The organism is Bartonella sp. AA18HLJMS (genome assembly GCF_042197245.1).
Lineage (GTDB): Bacteria > Pseudomonadota > Alphaproteobacteria > Rhizobiales > Rhizobiaceae > Bartonella.
Genome location: NZ_JBHIRP010000007.1, coordinates 74,205 through 92,002, shown reverse-complemented (window position 1 = coordinate 92,002; position 17,798 = coordinate 74,205). Strand labels below are relative to the sequence as shown.

The window sequence follows — 17,798 nt, the reverse complement described above, 5'->3', positions numbered from 1 at the left end:
GACAACCTCAGACAACCTCAGACAACCTCAGACAACCTCAGACAACCTCAGACAACCTCAGACAACCTCAGACAACCTCAGACAACCATATGAAAAGCTTTTGAAAAAAAATTCCTCATCGAAAATTTTTACAAGGTATTTTTTTAGATTATACTCTGTTTTCCACCTAAAATGATGATTTTACCACCTAAAACCAAAGAGAAATGCATGTCACCTTGCATGCTGTATCAACCTTTCCCAAAAGGACAAAGCCCACACCGGTCTTTAAATAATGGCAATCAATAAACAATGGTTTGTCAACAATCTGGCTTCTTATCTAACAGATTTGACTTGGCTTCCCCCTTCAAATGCATCCTTGTAATGTATCCCCTGTCCAGAGTTATTCTACAAAAAAATGCTGCGTTAGGAATACGCACAGATGAAAAACACCCCATGCATAAAATTTTAACCACATCTCAAACAATGGTATTTTACAACACAACGGGATAAACTATTGTCTTATAGATTTTCTCGTATCACTCTCATCCTGTTTCAAGAAGTTGCCTGATAAGCACAAAATGCCATCTCAGAGGGTTCAATGCCTCACCATGTACTACAACGCATCGCCAACCTGCTGCTCTTGCCAACAGTGCACCCATTTTGAAAACAAAGAGTGGCTTTTTTCCTACACGCTTTGCCAAAAAAGGGAGCGCTCCATTTTGCTTTTTCTCGCTTTAAATAAACATATCCGTTGACCTCTTTCCGCACCTAAAAAGACGAAGATTTTAGCCCTACATCGGTTTGTAAACAATCCAACTCTTCTGAAAGGATTCCGTCTGCTACTCACTTATATGGTTCACTTGCATGAAAACTCTACGAGCAAATCCTCCCCAGAACATTTGCTAATGTATTAAATACTTTAAGCTATCTTACTGATATCACCACCTTCAATAATAGTGTTTTAATGACGGTACTTTACGCTATAATAGGATAAAATTTACCCATGGGTTTTTTGTCATCGCACAGCAGCGGTTTAAACCCAGCACTTGAAATACTGTATCACGACACCACAAGAGAGAGGCATTTGGGATAAAGTCTTTATTCCTCAGCAAAAAGCGCCATGAATAAAGAAAGGTTTTTTGTTCTCCCCCTACCTTCAATAATCACTGTCTTGATCCTCTAAAGAACAATAGGCAAACTTACCTTTAGACATCCAACAAAGGCAGCACAAAAAATAAAGAGAGTTAAGTTTTTTCTAAAGCGCATCAAAACTTTCTACACAATATATTCAATAAGACTTTTTTTCATAACAAACATTTTAGCATTTTTATCTTTCTCTCCTACAGCTTTCATTCTCAGGCTTTGACAGCATAAACCACCGCCATATTGACGGGGCGTGTTTCATCACCCCCTGTTTTTTGCAACAAGACCTTATGTTCATGCTCTCCCGCAGAATCTGTCAAACAATTTGATCCATACAATACAGCTACGTTTATTGGATAAGCCCTGTTATCTAACTCTATAATCTTTTGTTGAACCTTTGGATAACTATGCTGGTGTTTCCCTGTCGAATCTGTTTTTCCCTCATGGGTATGGGATTGAAAAGACTCTTCTTGTCGGCTTCCCAAGCGACGTCCTTTATCAATTTCTTTTCCACTATCGAGCCCCCGTAAAAACATTCCACGCAAATCGGGAACATTGAATGTTGTTCTCCCGTCTCCTTTTCCCCATGTTTCTCCCAGAACAGCAAAGAGATTAGCATAGTTCCTTCGCGAATATTCTTTACCATCACACAGTAACCATCCAGAGGGTATTTTTTCTGTAGCAAAAGTCCCGATAAATCCAGAAGAAAAAGTTTCAGGCAAAGGAGGAAAGGGCGGAATTTCAGGAAGTTTTATAGTAGGATTGGTTAAAAACCAGCCATCAGCATTTTTTCCGGCAATATCACGCGTATAGACGACTTCATAAAGCCCCCCTTTTTGAATTTCCCCGCCCTTTAAAGGCATAATACCCTCTGGCGTTGCCATATAAGTTGGTCTTGGCGGCAATTGATTTAAAGAAATATTTGTTATTCCTCTGTTGACGCCTTGTGCTTTAAAGCGCACAACAATGCCATCCATATAAGTCTCAAAAAAAGACTTTGTTGCCAAACGAAGTGACGTTCTCTCATTTTTCACATCAACAGTAAACTGTGTTTCAATCACGCCCCCATTATCCAACAAATATTCTTTGATGCGTTGCATCATAGCGCGAGCACTATCATTGACTGTGCTTGGAGGTTGCCCTTCTGCCCAGTTTATACTCTCATCGGCATAAGCATTTTCTGATGCAACAATTGACCAATCATAAATCGAACTCATAGAAGATACTCTTTTTTCAAAAAGGGAAAACGAGCAAAAAATGAAGAAAAGAAAGTCGCAATTTTATTTTTAGATGCCGGTATTTTCTCCATTTTCATTTTTTCCATTTTCAGGCCTATTTTGTCATAATCAACATGCAATAACTTTGTTTTCGCATTGACATAAACAGCTTCAGGGTTCACACGCAACACGTCTTGCGCCATAACGCCCTGATAACGTTGTGGATTTCCCTTATAATTAAAGGTATAAAATGGATATCCCTTTTTCTGCCCCACAGGGATAATATTTTCTTTTGCTCTCACATCACAAAGCCCTAAAATTCCTCCGACCAATCCAAGTACTTGCTGCGCATCACGCAATGGATCTTTTGTCACAGAAGGCATTGTCGTGGATTTTCCTGAAGTCGTTCCGTAATTTCCAGCAGCCTGTGTTCCTACCTGTAACAAACTTTGCAATCGGTTCCAATCTTGATTATCTTTTTCTGACCATTTTTGGCGTTCAGCATCTAAGACATTTTGGCGGTTTATATCTTGAATCATACCCCCTTTCAAAGCATTGCTTTGCACGTTACTCTGTCCTTGATAATAGCTATTTGCCGCATTAACTTGATCATTCTGAGAGCGATCAATCATCTGGTTGGCATTCATCATATTGTTAATATCTTGATTATATTGCTGTGCTGCAGCATTTGTTGCCAAGGCGCCTAACTCATCGGCCAGCACACCAGTATGAGCCCCAGAACCATAACGTCCTGCTCCCGACATCGATTGATTAATTGCATCGGATGTTTTATTCAGAGCATTTTGCAATGCAGTATTAAATTTGCTATTGCTTCCAATCCAGCTTCCCTTAGCCATACCGGAAAGATTTGTAGCGCTGTTGGTTGGGGCATTCAACCATTGCGTTACCGTTGGATTGTTATAAAGCCCTGCTGCTTGTTGTAAACCGGTCAGCGCATTTTTTGTCATATTGCTAAGACCAGCGACTCTGTCTCCCTGATAAACGTTTCCGCCAATTCCTTTATTATAAAGTCCAAGTGCATCAGCACTGGCTTGTTTAAGAATATCAGCCGCCCAAGCAGGTGGAGCATTTGTTTGTGTTGTTGTTTGCACTTGAGGTGTGGTTTTTCTACTCATGGGTTCAGAACCTTTCTATATTGAATAAGATTACGAGAATATCCGTGATGAGCGAGCTTTTTCGCCCATCCAGTTCTTCCAAACATGTGCATTTCTTCAGCATTAATTGTTCGCGCCCATTTTTCGACTTCATCAATCAACTTGACCAATTTCAGCCCTCCCTCTCCAGCAAGATCAGAGAGAACGACGCATTTTTTTCCCGTATGGGTTATTTCAACTTTGGTAATTGCAAAAGCACTAAATTGGATTTTATTTTTTAAGACCAGCCACAATTGTGCTTGTCCGGTAGCGATTTCTTCAGCAATTTTTTCCAGACAAACATCATCCGGAAAGCGCTGAACATATTTTTTCAATGCAGCATTGAGAGCCTCTTGATAGGGAGCTATTTTTTCCCATGGCCACTGCTCTGTCAGATAAGCAGAATATAAATCTTGACTCTCTTGTATCATAATTTTAGCTCTTTTAGCTTTGTCACTCATCTCCCCTCAAATAACATCCCCCTACGCATTTCACGCATTCCATGCCCCCGCACAATAAAAGAAAAAAAGCCCCATTATCCTTTTGTCACAACAAAGAGGGAACTTTCTTCTTTATAAAAATAAACCATGGTGCAGCCTATTTTCCTTTATCGCAGAAAAGCATGAAACATAACGCACCACCTTGTTCTTCATATTATAAAGACACAGCTTATCGCATTGTGCCTTTGTTTATAAAGGTTTGGGAAGCCTATGGGGCATTTGTTCTTTAATAATAGAGGCTTGAGCCTATCGCATGGTATTACAAAAGGGCATGCCTATCGCATGCCTGCCCGCGTCAATTCCACATCAAATCCAGTGACATGAGTCCAATTCACCCCTTCAGGAATACGCAATTTAAAGCGATAAAACCGTGCCCTTGCACGACAGTGAATTTGTCCAGTATTATAAGAGGGCTGTTTTTCTGGCAACCAAACAGTTTCCTCGTCAAGAGATTGTCGAAAGCGCATTCCCACAGACAAATAAAACTTTCCACTATTGACTTGAGGCATAATATTTTTCACCCGTGTTATCCTGCCATTTGTCTGCCCCATTTCTTGTGATGTCACGACACAAGCCATAGGACACCCAGAAAACGAACCCAGTCTCCCCTGTTGATCAAATGCCCCCAGAATAGGCGATTCATTTTTCCAAGCTTTACTATCAAGAGAAAAGGACAAATCGTCAATATTCTTAGTCACAAAATCAAGACCTTCTAGGGTTGTTCCGGCTAAGAAAATAGGCAATATCATTTTGATATCGACGAGAGCTTTTGTCCATTTTTGCAATCCCCAATCATAAATGAGCAAGATACGTTTATGAAGATTCTCATCAGAATCAACCATCCAATAAACACGATTATACACCCCATCGATAGCAGCAGATAGAGTGTACAGATTATCCTTCCTTGATTTTGCGGTCATCGTTCGATCGACTTTTTCGAACCCAATGGGTATAATCTGTCCCTCATTTGTTATTTGATAAAACCCGCCCTCATCGGCAAAGAATGCTAAATCGCCTCTACAAACAATTGATTCAGCATTTTTTGCGCCTCGTTTATCGTGGATTTTTTGGAAACTAAAAATAATCTTAGAGCCAGGGATAAAAGAACCGGCATAGATTGCAGAACGCATAAAGATAATTGGATTTGTTGTCTCCGTTGCCCCTTGGACGAATCCGCCATCAGGAAAATCTTGATAATCACAACTTTTTTTCCCCACGGTCCAAAATTCAGCATCATTTAATCCAGACCAATGAACCCTTCTTGGATACTCGGTTAATTTCATCAAACAAACGAAATCTCCCCAGACACGAACAATCCCTGCCTGTGGTGGATTTCCTCCTAAATTTCTAAATGTTTTATCATGGTTAATATCAATCACTTGTGGTTTATCATTGGCATTCACAGCAATGATCAAATCACCAAACAAAGCAAAAGACCACGGAGCATCAACATTAGCCAGATAAGGTTTTCCTTTTTGGCTAATATCTTTCCAGTTCATTGTTGTATTATCAAGCAAGTAGATTTTTTCTCTTGTCCCGACAATAATAGAAACCCCATTTTTTGTTTTAACCGCAAGAGTGCCTAAAATTGGCTCCGGACAAGGCTCTGATAAAGGTTCAAAACTTGGCATAGGGATATAGGAGCCATCAGCCGGGAGCACATTAACAAGTTCATCGGTAAAAATTCCATTGATATCCGCCACATCGGGTCGATAATCAGCGATTGGGAAAAAAGCCATCAAGACCCCCATAAAATCTTTGAAGAGCCCAGTGCCATTCAAAACACCAAGGCTTATTGATAAAAAACCACAAAAGCCCTTAAAACTCTAAAGGCATAAAATTCAACAAAATAAACAACCTTAGGTTGTTTAACGCACCAAAAAAAAACGATACCATCAATAATGGCCACCCCCCCAACGCCATCCACCAGCCCTTCACCATCAACACCCAACGCGTGTATCCAGCCATAAGTGACAAACCAGCCACCAGTGACAAACCAACCTTCAACGCCAGCCATAAACGATTTGAAATGAACTTTTTAAAAACGCATTGGGCGAATCTTTGAAGAACCTTTTCGGCGCGATGTTTCAATGCGCAAAGCTTGAAGCTGTTCTTGAAAATCTCTGAAAGAAACGGCGGCATATTCAGGATCTTTAAGAATATTTTTATAAAGTTCATATTTTGCACGTGCTTTAATAAGATCAAAAGCATAAATCAACCAAGGGTTATCATCCTCTTTCAGCTGTTCATCGGCAAAATGAACAGGAGCATAAGAAAGCTGTACAGCTTCCACATGTTCTGGTGTTGGAAAGAGTCCTATTTTTTGATCAAGGTAGGTATAAAAGAATGGCGTTCCTAGCGCAGGATGCATACCATATTGTTGATGCAACACTTCCAAGGGCTTAAAGAACAACTTTGTTGGTGTTGCACTCTTTGTTACTAAAAAGACGCCCTCCAAACTCTTTTCTGCTTCAATAAAAACCCCTTCTTCTTGCCCATACCATGTTTTACCACTTTGTGTTTTAAACGTCCTTTCTCTTTTTTCATTAAAGAAAAAGGGTTCGCGTTCACACAAACGCAAAGCCGTAAAAATTGAATCTTGAATTTGCAGGGAATATTCCGCTGTTGTATCGTCAATTTCATCTTGAATAAGCGCGACCATATAAGCAAAAGTTTTAGAATGGTCTGAATGTGTAAGGTTTAGATTTTGGGGATCAGTGGATAAAGTGGTCATAAGCCTGTCCTTGTTTCTGGAAGCATTTTAAATTTTTCCCCCAACAGATCCCTCTTGTTGGGGGAAGAGAGCAAACATTCGCTTTAAGCGGGTGCTCCATAAGTTGGGATGACGATAGTGCCAAAATCCTGAGCCCCTTGCGTACTTCCTGGCAAGGTAAAGCAAGTTTTTTTCATCCCAATAATGGTTTTTGCCGCGACCCCGAATTCTCTTTCATAGTCGAAGAGTTCTTCCACCAATTTATAGCGTGTTGCTCCTCGATCTTTACCAAAAGCAATCACAGCACTCTGCGCACCAAGCAGAACAGCCCGCCGCACATTTGGTACAGCTTTATTTGCCATCCCAGATTCAACCCCTTCGGTAATATGTTCAGCTTCGCGTAAAACCACACCATTATACATGCCCAAAGACCCATCATAGAGCGGATTTTTGATACGACTTCCACTATAGATTGCCTTAGTAATGTCGAGCCATTGCCCCGCATCAGTATTGGTTCGCAATTGTGTCACTTGGGTTGGATGTAGATAAAGCACATAGACATTTTCGCCATCAATCCGCACAGGTCTAATTTTAGGATTTGCCAATTTAGCCCGTTCAACTGCTTTATCAATCAAGCTGAGATCAAAAACATCGTCTTCTTTTAAGTCCTCATCCTTTGCTTTATCATTAGGACGTACCACACGTTTATTGGTTGGTGCCGTTGGCGCATTAAACCCATAATGAACTGGTTTAAGGGTAATCGTGCGTCCTTCAAAGTTAATAGCTTTTGCGGTATACCCGCAAACTTGAATGAAGAACATCATACTCAGACGATCTGCATACCAATCAACCAAACCATTTTTTGCCTCGGTGCGCAAATCATGGAGAATTCGTTGCTGATCAATTGTTCCCTCATTTTTGACACGCACAGCATGAACGAGTTCATTAATTGCCAAGCGATCATTGAGAAACTGTAAAGCTTCTTCATTGCCTTCCAATGTCTGCCCTTCGCTTACCCCATCGCCTAGCAACTGCACACGCAAATTAAAGCTAATGGCATCCCCACTTGCTTTCGTGGTTTCATCCTTTAACTGTACGATACTGTTTGAATCATTTCCAATCAACGGTGCAATTGGAATTGCTTTTGAGACTTCTTGGTTTAGTAATTTAGACCATGTGCGCACTGCCATTGGGTCATTAAGTCCGATATAAGTTACGGTCATTTTATCCTCTAAAAGTTTTCTTGACATAAAAAAAACCCGGCAAAGCGCCGGGCGCTCAAAACACCACATTTCATTTCAGATGGTGAATAGGTTGTTCGTGAGTTTTATCTAATTTCTGTTAGCGTCTGCCTCCTCCTTATAAGAGCTCTCCTCACCACATCCGTGCTTTGAGAAATCCCCCCGCATTCTCCTGCGCCAAAAGCCGCTCCACGTTCCCGCAAAAAACACCTGCCACATTCTTGTTTTTAAAATTCTCTTCCCCCCATTAAACGATTAAAAGCAGCTTTATTTTTAGGATCAGCAACCCAAGCGCTAAACTCTGCTTCTGACATTTTATCAAGCATATCCAAAGAAATCGGCCCATTTGGCGTCAAGCCGTTATAAGCAGCAAGAGTACGTGCAGAATTGTGTCTTTCCTGTAAATTTTCACCCATGTTATTGGGAACATTTGTGTAGCCAATTTTTTGTGCAATAGAGTAAATCACTTCAGCGGGGTTTTGATTTTTTTGCGCACAATCGCGCAAGATCTGCTTCAACTCATCACCAATCAACGCATCAATATTTTTGGGGTCTGCCATCTCAGGATAGAGCGAAGCACAAGCTGCCAACTGTTTAGCCCGCGTTTCATAAATAAAATCAGCTGCTTGATCAAAATCATGATGCTTTTGTTTAACACTGGCAACAGACTGCTGAAAAAATGCATGCAACTGTTCTGCTTCGCGAGCAAGAGAAGGCTGTTGTTTTTCATGTAAAAGCCCTTGTTTTTGGAGTGTTTTTCCCAACCATTGCATATAGCCCATAAAGTCTTTTTGTGGATCTGGTGGAACATCTTCTCCCCCTTGAACCTCTTTTCCAGCCTTTTGCGAAGAGGACTGTTGTTGATGCACTTGCCCTTGGAAATTATCTTCAAGAGTTTTTTCTTCTCTTGCAATTTCACCATCTTCTCCCTCTTGTGTTGAGACCAGAAAATCTTGTTTTAATTGATTTTGTTCTGCCGGCGTTAAGTGTTCTTGATCCATGACATTAGCCTTTTCTTTTTTTAAACAATAAAATTAAATTTTTCAGATAAAACAGCCTGTGAGCATTTATTCCCTCAATGCTCTCCCATCATTTGAGCTCCAGCATTTCCCCAAAGCTCTCCACCCCACATAACGGCAAAACTCCCCCTCTCCACCTTGCTTTTCCCAACAATCCAGCCCTATAAAACAGTTCTTTTGAGAAAAGGGAGCCCATGCACTATGGAAATCGATAAGCTCATTCTGCGCCCACCATTCCCCACCAAGTTCACCCCACATAACGGCAAGACTCCCTCTCCACCCTACTTTTCCCAACAATCCAGCCCTATAAAACAGTTCTTTTGGGAAAAGGAAGCCCATGCACTATAGAAATCGATAAGCCCATTTTGCGCCCACCATGCCCCACCAAGTTCACCCCATATAACGGAAAGACTCCCTCGTTCTCCTGTTTTTCCCCAACAGGGATAGTCTCATAAAACAGCTCTTCGAAGATAAAGGAAGACGACATTACGCTATGGAAATTGTATCGATAAGCAATTTCTGGTAGATGGAATTTATCAGAAGTCGCGCATGACAAAGCACCCTATTGTTGAGCCTTTACTGTCTGCAACATCTGCATTATCTGCTCTGTCCCCACATTATCCCCCATCTGCGCTGAGGCATTTTGCTCTTCTTGAAGAGAATTTTGCGCCTTTATCGCAATTTTATGAATGAGTGAGGCTGGTAAAGGTGAATAGCGTAAAAGATCAAGCATAATCTCAGGCGTTGCAAAATTTTGCATCAAAGGAAGCAGTTGCATGATCAGTGCAAAAGTACGCTCTTTTTCATTAAGACTTGTTGGTGCATCATCCACGACAATATCATATTCCAAACTTGTCACCATTTCGCGTGTCAGCGGCACATACTGGGCATTTTCATCACCAGCAATACGAACCAGCCGCCCATCGGACAGATAATTTTGAATAAGATAGAGAATAATTTTTCCCTGTCGTTGCCGATATCGACGCAACCCATCAAAAAAGGAAGCCAAAAGATTAAGTGACGATTGTCGCCGTTGTTGTTCAAGAATGCCAGGCTGATTGACAGCTCGCGTCCCAATAAATTCAGAAGACAACCCCGTCACCTGTTCGAGAGCGCTCTTTGCTTCATTAAACAATTGAAAAAAACCTTGCGGAAATTGCGCCACGGGTTTAGGCTGGATTCTTCCGCCAGACACAGCCCCACTTTTCAACCAAGTAATGCTATCGGCTCTAGCCCAACTCTCGACGGCTTGTCGATCATCATCAAAAGCATCGCGTTCTGCCATAATGCCGCCTTTTGATTGGCTATTGAGCAAATGCATTACTTGACTAAAATATTTGTTTGCCCACCGTTGCGGATCTTTTGTAGGGCGCACAATTCCGTAAAATTGCCGACTTAACTTATCAAAAGTACCGGTAATACACTCCCATCCCAATTGATTGGGTGGAACCAAGGGCTTATCAGGCGCTTCAAGCAGCTTTCTACCTAAAAATGCCCGTTTGACAATTTTTCTGTTCAACCTTGTTGCTTGGACATGCGGAAAGGTTTTGCTTAAATTTTGGAAATCCTGCTCTGAATAATCGATAAATTTTCCACTTTGAGGCTCAAGGACTTTATAAACCACCTCGCGTTCAAACCAGCGACATTCTGCCAATGTCACCATTTTAGGACGTTGATAGCCGCTCCCCTCTTCTCCTTGATACCCCCTCTCGGACTGATAACTTTGTGTCATCCCATTGCTGGTTGGCTGTAAAAAGCTCTGATGTTTCACCCAATCCGCATGAAGATCACTCCAATGAACATTTGGAAACATTTCCTGCGCTACGGCAAGAGGTTTTTCATCGATATACCATAAGCGTTGAGCATCAATGAGATTAGACTTAACAGCACTTGCATCCCACACCATTTTCATAGGATCCAACCGCGCAATGATTGGTTTTCCTTGGGGATCTTGTTCATAATCAAGGCGTGTATCTGTCCAGCCCATACCGCAAATAATTGCATCTTGAAAAGCATCGGAATCTTCGTATTCGCCATCGGCTTCATCGCGAAACCATTCGGCTGCTCCTGTCAGAATCTGATTAGCAAAGGCTGCGCCTTCTTGTCGTGGAATAAATTGGACTTGCCTTTTATTATTGCGCTCAGCCCCAATCACGGCATTAATTAAAGGCGCAATACGGTTAAAAGTCATCACGGGTCTGTTTTGTTCGTGCAAGACGGCAAGGTCTTGCTCATTCCATTGCCGTCCATTATAAAAATCGTAATCTTCCTGGGCATTTTTTCGCCATTTTTCGACATGACCAATATCATCCTGATACCAACCCACGAGTTTTTTAAAGAGAGCTTGATTTTCAAGCGTTTCGATTTGATCAAAAGAAGAATTTGTAGACATATTCATTAAAAAGCCATCCATGAAGTTTGAGAATGGTGAAACGAGCGATAAGGTTTTTTTCGCGCTTTAGCATTTGGTTGTTCATAAGCCACACACATCAGTCCAAAGGCATCGGCCCCATGGCTAGCCCAATCATGTTCAGCCCCTAGTCCGATATTGCGCTGTTCGTCGCGCTTTTCATGATACCAAGCAAGCGCTTTTCTCCCCGCACATGTCGTTTCACGATTAAACCATAGTGCAGGAAACAACCGCCGTACGGCTTCGATACGCATTTTCACAGCGCCTGTTCCTTGATTAGGAATTATTTTGGTTTGAAAACCGGCTTGTTGAAGGGCACTTTCAAAACTCACATTATAGACACGATCTTTTGTTGCGCCATCATGAGGCAAGACCATAAGAGCCTTTTCATATCCCCTTTGAAAGACCCAGCCCACATGCTCTGAGAGAGGTTGTCCTTGGGCTTCATAATAATCGAGCACTCGGATTTCACGTCCAACAAATTGCGCCACCCACAATGCGGTAGCATCAGCCTTTGCTCCTGTTCCCCCGATATCCCAAAAGATTCTCACCTGCATCAAAGGATCCCGTGGAACAGTGGTAATCCGCCCTTCCATTTCGGCTTCGAGCAGACATTTCTGATAATAAGCCCCTTGCACAGCTTGGAGATATTCGCCTTCCCAAATATGGTTATACTGCTCTGGTCTTTGCTGCAAATCGTCCATTCGATCACGATTGAGTTTTTCAGGAAATTGCGGATTATCACGCCAATTGATTTCCACCCCTTTGATATGAGGATTATCGACATTTCGGAAACGTTTTTCCACGGCTGCATTTTCATGGCATGGGTTCCATGTGACCCATAATTCTGCATTCCAATCTTTTCCTTCTTCGCGCAAAGTTGGAATAAGTGTTTGCCAAGCAGTTTCTGTCACGGGCTCGGCTTCATCGACCCAACAAAGGAAAACGCGTCCCATTGATTTAATACTTGCGATATTGCGATCAAGCCCAGCAAACACATAGACAATCCGTCCATCTTTTGACTTAATATATTTATCGCCGATTTCATAATAGTCTTGTAAAAAAGGATAAGACTCGATAGCGCGTTTAATTTCCTCCAAAGAACTTTCATTAAGAGAATTTTGAAATTGCCGTGCACAAAGAATAATCCCGCGTTCTCCAGCCATTCCATGGCGATATCCCACCACAGCCGACATCAAAGCAAAAGAACGTGTTTTTCCAGAACCGCGTCCTCCCCAAGCGGCTCGCACATCGGCATTTCCAGTAAAAACAGGAATAAGCTTTGGAATAAGAGCCACTTGAGCCGTTTTCTGCTCAATTTTTTGAGAAGTTTTCTGAACAGTTGTCATTATAAATTTTCATACTTTAGCAATAATTGCGCTGCACCCTTTTGCTTATCCCAAGTTTAATGATCCCAGAGCAATTGAACGAAAAGAGCAATTGAACGAAAAACGCCTTTCTCAAAAGCAGCGCTTTATCTTTTCTTCATCCTAATATTCAATAAATTTCACTTTTTTGCATGAGATCCCCTTGACCCCACCTATGCGCCCCAACGTCCTTACCCCCCCAAAGATCATTATCTCCCCAAAGGTCCCTATTTCCCCAACAACCCCCCCTCAAACACGGCGCCTGTCATCCCCCAACCACAAGCAAGGTATCCCCCAACCAAATCATAGCCTCAGCACATGGCTCTCAGGCATATCCAAAGCCCAACATCCTCCAATATCATGCCTCTCAAGCATCACCAATCCTCACACTTTATCCCCCAAGATACCCCCACCAAAACACATGCATCAGGCAAGCATAACACTTCTCTCAAGTTTCATGCCCCTCACCCATCAAAACACTGTTCCATATCCACCACACAAATACCCTGCACCAAATTCCCTCCAGCACACGGGCCCTTACGGCATCATTCACCAAAGCCCCTTCCCAATATCACGAGCGCCCACAAACACGATAGCCTCCGCTTCAATCCCCTCAAGATAGGCAATCACCAAAGCAGCCCCCTTGCAAGACATCACCCCACATCACCCACCTCAGCCTAACATTTTTCAATATCACAAGCCTCAGTTATCGAGGTATCATGCTTCTCCGGTTCACTATTTTTTGCATTCACTGGCACAATCTCAATACGCGAAACTGTTTTTGATATCTCCACACCTTCAATAACGAGAAAAAACCAAATCTTCACCAGATGTCCAAAACAGCAAATATCATCAAGCACTCCCCAACATCTTTCAGGTATCGCGCCCCTCACGCATCGCCATAAAAGCATCTTGCCGGCCCCTCTTCAAACAGACCACCCCAGACGCCATGTACCCCCAAAAAACACCATATGCACCGAAGTCTCCTCCAGTCCACGTCCTCATGCATCCCCCACCAAAGCCCAACAACTTCACAGCTCACACGCCTAAAGCACACGCCCCTCACCGCAATTTCAATCATAAGCTTTCAGACAAACATCTAGCATCCCCGTTCAAAGACAATATCCCTTAAACATCATGTGCCCAACCCAACATTTTCTCGTAACTTCAAGCCTCAGTAACCAAAGGATCATGCTTCTCCGGTTCGCTATTTTTTGCATTCACTGGTACAATCTCGATACGCGAAACTGTTTTAACCTGCCCTTCTCCAGCCCCCTGAAGAGGCAACACTTTTGCCAGCAGCGAAAAAAAAGGTACGGGATTATTCAACGCATGATACTGAAGATAAGACACCAGCCCATCTTCACCATAGTGATATCCAGCCTGCTCCGCCGCTGTCAAAAGAGCTTCATTAAATCGCTTTGTTGTTTTATTTAAAGCCCCTTTTTTCCGCCCTCTTCGACGTAAGGGAAGACAATGTTCATCTACCATCATCATGTTCCTTCCAACTAAAGAGAAACCAAAACCTCAAACACAAAAAATGACATAAAAATCAGCAACAAAATTTGCCAAGCATTCAACAATTAAAAAAAATTGGACACACCCAAAAAGATAAGAGCCCACATAAAGCCCAAATCCTCCGCATAATTTTACAGATTCACATTTTTACGCTTTTACATCATTACAGAAAAAAGCCAAACGAAACACCCACATCACCACCCCACGCAGCTCTGTAAACACGGGTCTGTCAACAAGCTGATTTCTCGTCTATCAGATTTCCCTGCTGATTATTTCATATGGCTATCCCACACTTCAAAGAATGGTGTTTCATCAAACACGCCAGATAAGCTCTGATCTACAATTCGACTTCAAAAAGCAAATTTTCCTCTGCTGAATAAAGCTTCCACCCCGCACCGGTTTTAAACTATCATCCAACCTCTTCCCCAGTAAATTCCCCTACTAACATCAGATTACCACCCCCCCAAACATCCCTATTTTACAATATAACAGACTAGAAAATCTTTTAATTGTTCTTGCCAATCCCTTGAAATTACTTTATCACTCAAAGGATATATTGATCGTCCACGCAACGATCAATAAGGGATAGTAAAGCCCTAAGCTCTAGCGTAAGAATGAACCCACTTTGTGGGTGTCCCGGGATTCCGGGAGTTTTTGCTATGTCCAGGTGTGATAAGCACTAAAAGCAAAAATGCTGACTAGAGCTCAGTACTTTACTACTCCCGGAATACCAATGCGAGGGCGCTCGCAACCGGAGGGGAGCTTGAAGTGCAAACTAAAAATTCACATTTCAACGACATTTCAATAGGTAAAAAGATCCGTCATAGAAGAATTTCAATGGGACTTTCTCAAAAGGAATTAGGAAGCCATTTAGGTGTCAGTTTCCAACAAATCCAAAAATATGAAAAAGGTTTAAATCGTGTAAGCGCGGGGTGTTTGCTCGAAATTGCTAAAAAACTAGAGGTTCCTATGAACTTTTTTTATGCGGACCTTTTAACAGCAGATATTCCTACAAAAGAACATGCCTTACACCACGATCAAGACACCTATAGCGAAAAAAAACACGCCCTTTTAAAAAACTTTAGAGAGCTCGAAGCGAAAAAACAAAAAGCAATTTTGTGGTTAATTTCTGATTAGGCAAAAGCCCATCAATCAACATCCCTCGCCAATATATCCAACACCCTTAAAATATAAGCTTCAGATCACAACACTTCAAAGAAGGCAATTTTATCAGACAAGACAGATAAGCCCTGCCCTAAAATATTCCCTCACACACTTTTCTCCAGTCAACGCGTTTTATACCCCTCTTCATCCCAGCTTTCCCCACTCCATTCACAAATGCGTCCCCTAGTTCTCCGACCACATTCCATGTCAAGACAAAAGCATACAACGCATAAATCCTTCACTTCACTTTTACGTATTCACGTTTTTACGCTTTTACATCTCTACAGAAAGCAGTCAAACGAAATTTTTCCCCCAGCATCTTACACTGCGTTGTCAAGAATCCGACATCTTGTAGCAATTTCCTCCTACCAACCACTCAGACAGATCAGCACACCATACCCCTCAAACAACGGATTCAACAAGCAAGCCTTTTCTAAATATTCTTACACCCATCCCTCTCCAACACAAAGAGCGAAAGCTCCCACAAATACCGATCAATTCCGCTTCGAAGCAAAGACCCCACCCAAAAGACAAAGCTTCACACACACACACCAAAAAGCTTCTCCCACAGTGCCAATTTTCACATGCTTCATCCTAGCTTTCCAATTCATTTGCAGACTCGTTCCCCAGTCCTTTCCCCCATTCCATGTCAAGACAAAAGCATACAACGCATAAATTCTTCACTTCACTTTTACGGATTCACGTTTTTACGCTCTTCTATCTTTACAGAAAGCAGCCAAACGAAATTTCCAAACTAACCCACCACTCAATAAACAAGAGTCTGTTAACAATCCCACTTTTATCGCGTATATTGCATTTGGGCAACCACCTCTCACCACCCCTCAAAGAATACTGTTTCACCAGACACGGACAGATAACCCCTACCCTCCAATATCCAGACACTCTCACAAAAAGCACCTTATTGATATACCCGAATTATTGATATGCTTGAAGGTCCCTCGACGGCATATCCTTGCCTCTAATGCCTCCATCTCACCCTACCTCAAATGACAATATTTTACAGCATAAGGCATAAGGCATAAGGCATAAGGCATAAGGCATAAGGCATAAGGCATAAGGCATAAGAATATAATGAGATAATTTTTAAGATACAAAAAAATGCTCTCATTTTCCAAACCTTTTAATTGTTCTTGCCAATCTCCTGAAACTACTTTATTGATAGTTCTGTGTTTTTGATCGTCCACGCAACGGTCAAATAGGGAGTTGAAGCCCGAAAACTCAAACGTTAATTTACCCCACTTTGTGGGTATCCCGGAGTTCCGGGAGTTTTTGTTATGTCCAAGTGCTTGTCAGCACTAAAAGCAAAAAGCTGATTTGAGTTCAGTGCTTTCAACCTCCCGGAATACTCATGCGAGGGCGCTCGCAACTGGAGGGGAGCTTGAAGTGCAAACTAAAAATCCAGATTTCGCACTTTTTTAAAAAGTACCCAATCTTATAGTCTTTGAAATTATTTTGATTTTTCTTGCCAATCTTCTGAAATTGCCTTATGAATTGATCTGTGTTTTTGATCGTCCACGCAACGGTCAAATAGGGATTTGAAAGCCCGAACGCTCAGTACATAAATTTATCCCGCTTTGCGGGTATCCCGGAATTCCGGGAGCTTTTGCTATGTCCAAGTGCTTGTCAGCACTAAAAGCAAAAGGCTGGCTGAGCTCAGTGCTTTCAAACTCCCGGAATACTCATGCGAGGGCGCTCGCAACCGGAGGGGAGCTTGAAGTGCAAACTAAAAATTCACATTTCAATGATATTTCAATAGGTAAAAGAATCCGCCATAGACGCATTTCAATGGGACTTTCTCAAAAGGAATTAGGAAGCCATTTAGGTGTCAGTTTTCAACAAATCCAGAAATACGAAAAAGGTTTAAATCGTGTAAGCGCGGGGTGTTTGCTCGAAATTGCTAAAAAACTAGAGGTTCCTATGAACTTTTTTTATGCGGACCTTTTAACAGCAGATATTCCCACAAAAGAACATGCCTTACACCACGATCAAGATACCACCAGCGAAAAAGAATACGCCCTTTTAAAAAACTTTAGAGAACTCGAAGCAAAAAAACAAAAAGCAATCTTGTGGTTAATTTCTGATTAGGCAAAAGCCCATCAATCGACATCCGTTGCCAATATTCCCCTCAGCCTAAAGCCTTGCCCGCCTGATACCACCACATCTCAAAAAACGGTTTACGACACCGGTTTACGACATCATAGGATAACAAACTTCAAAATAGGATAAAAACACCAAAACCTTGGAAAAACATCCCCACCCCTCTCACAGAATCTTATCAAAAGATCTCATCTGATTTAAACGCACAATTCCGATTGTATCATTATGATACCTTTTTACATTTACCTTGTCAAG

At 41.9% G+C, this 17,798-nt stretch carries 16 protein-coding genes; 2 read left to right on the top strand and 14 right to left on the bottom strand.

What is annotated here, in order from left to right; translation table 11 throughout:
* Positions 1-1,334 precede the first annotated feature (1,334 nt).
* The 14 genes from ACFINW_RS05735 to ACFINW_RS05670 all read right to left on the bottom strand — a co-directional run bounded on the left by ACFINW_RS05735 (position 1,335) and on the right by ACFINW_RS05670 (position 14,234).
* A complete protein-coding gene (locus ACFINW_RS05735) occupies positions 1,335-2,339 on the bottom strand; it encodes a phage tail protein (protein WP_375641009.1) in 1,005 nt (334 codons plus the stop codon).
* Positions 2,336-3,475: a tail fiber domain-containing protein gene (locus tag ACFINW_RS05730; protein WP_375621456.1), complete on the bottom strand. Its 1,140-nt coding sequence runs from the start codon at positions 3,473-3,475 to the stop codon at positions 2,336-2,338. Before ACFINW_RS05730 ends, ACFINW_RS05735 begins: the two co-directional genes overlap by 4 nt.
* Positions 3,472-3,954 (bottom strand): hypothetical protein, encoded by a 483-nt coding sequence (locus tag ACFINW_RS05725; RefSeq protein WP_375621457.1) that lies wholly within the window; start codon positions 3,952-3,954, stop codon positions 3,472-3,474. Before ACFINW_RS05725 ends, ACFINW_RS05730 begins: the two co-directional genes overlap by 4 nt.
* Before the next feature lie 314 nt (positions 3,955-4,268).
* Positions 4,269-5,732, bottom strand: coding sequence for a hypothetical protein (locus ACFINW_RS05720; RefSeq protein WP_375673955.1), 1,464 nt, complete (start codon positions 5,730-5,732; stop codon positions 4,269-4,271).
* Positions 5,733-5,785: 53 nt separating this feature from the next.
* A complete protein-coding gene (locus ACFINW_RS05715) occupies positions 5,786-6,010 on the bottom strand; it encodes a hypothetical protein (RefSeq protein WP_375673953.1) in 225 nt (74 codons plus the stop codon).
* Between the two features lie 21 nt (positions 6,011-6,031).
* A complete protein-coding gene (locus ACFINW_RS05710) occupies positions 6,032-6,727 on the bottom strand; it encodes a hypothetical protein (RefSeq protein WP_375621460.1) in 696 nt (231 codons plus the stop codon).
* 83 nt (positions 6,728-6,810) lie between these two features.
* Entirely contained in the window at positions 6,811-7,929 is a 1,119-nt protein-coding gene (locus ACFINW_RS05705; RefSeq protein ID WP_375673962.1) for a N4-gp56 family major capsid protein, read from the bottom strand.
* Between the two features lie 245 nt (positions 7,930-8,174).
* Positions 8,175-8,948 (bottom strand): hypothetical protein, encoded by a 774-nt coding sequence (locus tag ACFINW_RS05700; protein WP_375621461.1) that lies wholly within the window; start codon positions 8,946-8,948, stop codon positions 8,175-8,177.
* 66 nt (positions 8,949-9,014) lie between these two features.
* Positions 9,015-9,224: a hypothetical protein gene (locus tag ACFINW_RS05695; protein ID WP_375673951.1), complete on the bottom strand. Its 210-nt coding sequence runs from the start codon at positions 9,222-9,224 to the stop codon at positions 9,015-9,017.
* A gap of 304 nt (positions 9,225-9,528) precedes the next feature.
* Positions 9,529-11,379 (bottom strand): portal protein, encoded by a 1,851-nt coding sequence (locus ACFINW_RS05690; RefSeq protein ID WP_375673949.1) that lies wholly within the window; start codon positions 11,377-11,379, stop codon positions 9,529-9,531.
* On the bottom strand, positions 11,364-12,725 hold the full coding sequence (locus ACFINW_RS05685; protein WP_375653767.1) for a PBSX family phage terminase large subunit: 1,362 nt from the start codon (positions 12,723-12,725) through the stop codon (positions 11,364-11,366). The genes ACFINW_RS05690 and ACFINW_RS05685 overlap by 16 nt, the downstream gene beginning before the upstream one ends.
* A 695-nt stretch (positions 12,726-13,420) precedes the next feature.
* Complete coding sequence (locus ACFINW_RS05680) at positions 13,421-13,636, bottom strand: hypothetical protein (protein WP_375641003.1); 216 nt, start codon at positions 13,634-13,636, stop codon at positions 13,421-13,423.
* A complete protein-coding gene (locus ACFINW_RS05675; protein ID WP_375611677.1) occupies positions 13,617-13,748 on the bottom strand; it encodes a hypothetical protein in 132 nt (43 codons plus the stop codon). The genes ACFINW_RS05680 and ACFINW_RS05675 overlap by 20 nt, the downstream gene beginning before the upstream one ends.
* A gap of 162 nt (positions 13,749-13,910) precedes the next feature.
* Positions 13,911-14,234 carry a hypothetical protein gene (locus tag ACFINW_RS05670; protein WP_375673961.1) on the bottom strand — a complete coding sequence of 108 codons (324 nt, stop codon included), beginning with the start codon at positions 14,232-14,234 and terminating at the stop codon, positions 13,911-13,913.
* Between the two features lie 795 nt (positions 14,235-15,029).
* Between ACFINW_RS05670 and ACFINW_RS05665 the strand changes: the two genes are divergently transcribed.
* On the top strand, positions 15,030-15,398 hold the full coding sequence (locus tag ACFINW_RS05665; protein ID WP_375673947.1) for a helix-turn-helix domain-containing protein: 369 nt from the start codon (positions 15,030-15,032) through the stop codon (positions 15,396-15,398).
* 1,764 nt (positions 15,399-17,162) lie between these two features.
* The gene (locus ACFINW_RS05660) at positions 17,163-17,531 is read left to right on the top strand and encodes a helix-turn-helix domain-containing protein (protein ID WP_375673945.1); all 369 of its coding nucleotides are present in this window, start codon (positions 17,163-17,165) and stop codon (positions 17,529-17,531) included.
* Positions 17,532-17,798: the final 267 nt, after the last annotated feature.

Excerpts from the sequence above, each read along its gene's own strand:
- ACFINW_RS05735 (WP_375641009.1), bottom strand. The coding sequence starts at position 2,339 with ATGAGTTCGATTTATGATTGGTCAATTGTTGCATCAGAAAATGCTTAT.
- ACFINW_RS05730 (WP_375621456.1), bottom strand. The coding sequence starts at position 3,475 with ATGAGTAGAAAAACCACACCTCAAGTGCAAACAACAACACAAACAAAT.
- ACFINW_RS05725 (WP_375621457.1), bottom strand. The coding sequence starts at position 3,954 with ATGAGTGACAAAGCTAAAAGAGCTAAAATTATGATACAAGAGAGTCAA.
- ACFINW_RS05720 (WP_375673955.1), bottom strand. The coding sequence starts at position 5,732 with ATGGCTTTTTTCCCAATCGCTGATTATCGACCCGATGTGGCGGATATC.
- ACFINW_RS05715 (WP_375673953.1), bottom strand. The coding sequence starts at position 6,010 with ATGGCTGGCGTTGAAGGTTGGTTTGTCACTGGTGGCTGGTTTGTCACT.
- ACFINW_RS05710 (WP_375621460.1), bottom strand. The coding sequence starts at position 6,727 with ATGACCACTTTATCCACTGATCCCCAAAATCTAAACCTTACACATTCA.
- ACFINW_RS05705 (WP_375673962.1), bottom strand. The coding sequence starts at position 7,929 with ATGACCGTAACTTATATCGGACTTAATGACCCAATGGCAGTGCGCACA.
- ACFINW_RS05700 (WP_375621461.1), bottom strand. The coding sequence starts at position 8,948 with ATGGATCAAGAACACTTAACGCCGGCAGAACAAAATCAATTAAAACAA.
- ACFINW_RS05695 (WP_375673951.1), bottom strand. The coding sequence starts at position 9,224 with ATGTGGGGTGAACTTGGTGGGGAATGGTGGGCGCAGAATGAGCTTATC.
- ACFINW_RS05690 (WP_375673949.1), bottom strand. The coding sequence starts at position 11,379 with ATGGATGGCTTTTTAATGAATATGTCTACAAATTCTTCTTTTGATCAA.
- ACFINW_RS05685 (WP_375653767.1), bottom strand. The coding sequence starts at position 12,725 with ATGACAACTGTTCAGAAAACTTCTCAAAAAATTGAGCAGAAAACGGCT.
- ACFINW_RS05675 (WP_375611677.1), bottom strand. The coding sequence starts at position 13,748 with ATGAGGACGTGGACTGGAGGAGACTTCGGTGCATATGGTGTTTTTTGG.
- ACFINW_RS05670 (WP_375673961.1), bottom strand. The coding sequence starts at position 14,234 with ATGGTAGATGAACATTGTCTTCCCTTACGTCGAAGAGGGCGGAAAAAA.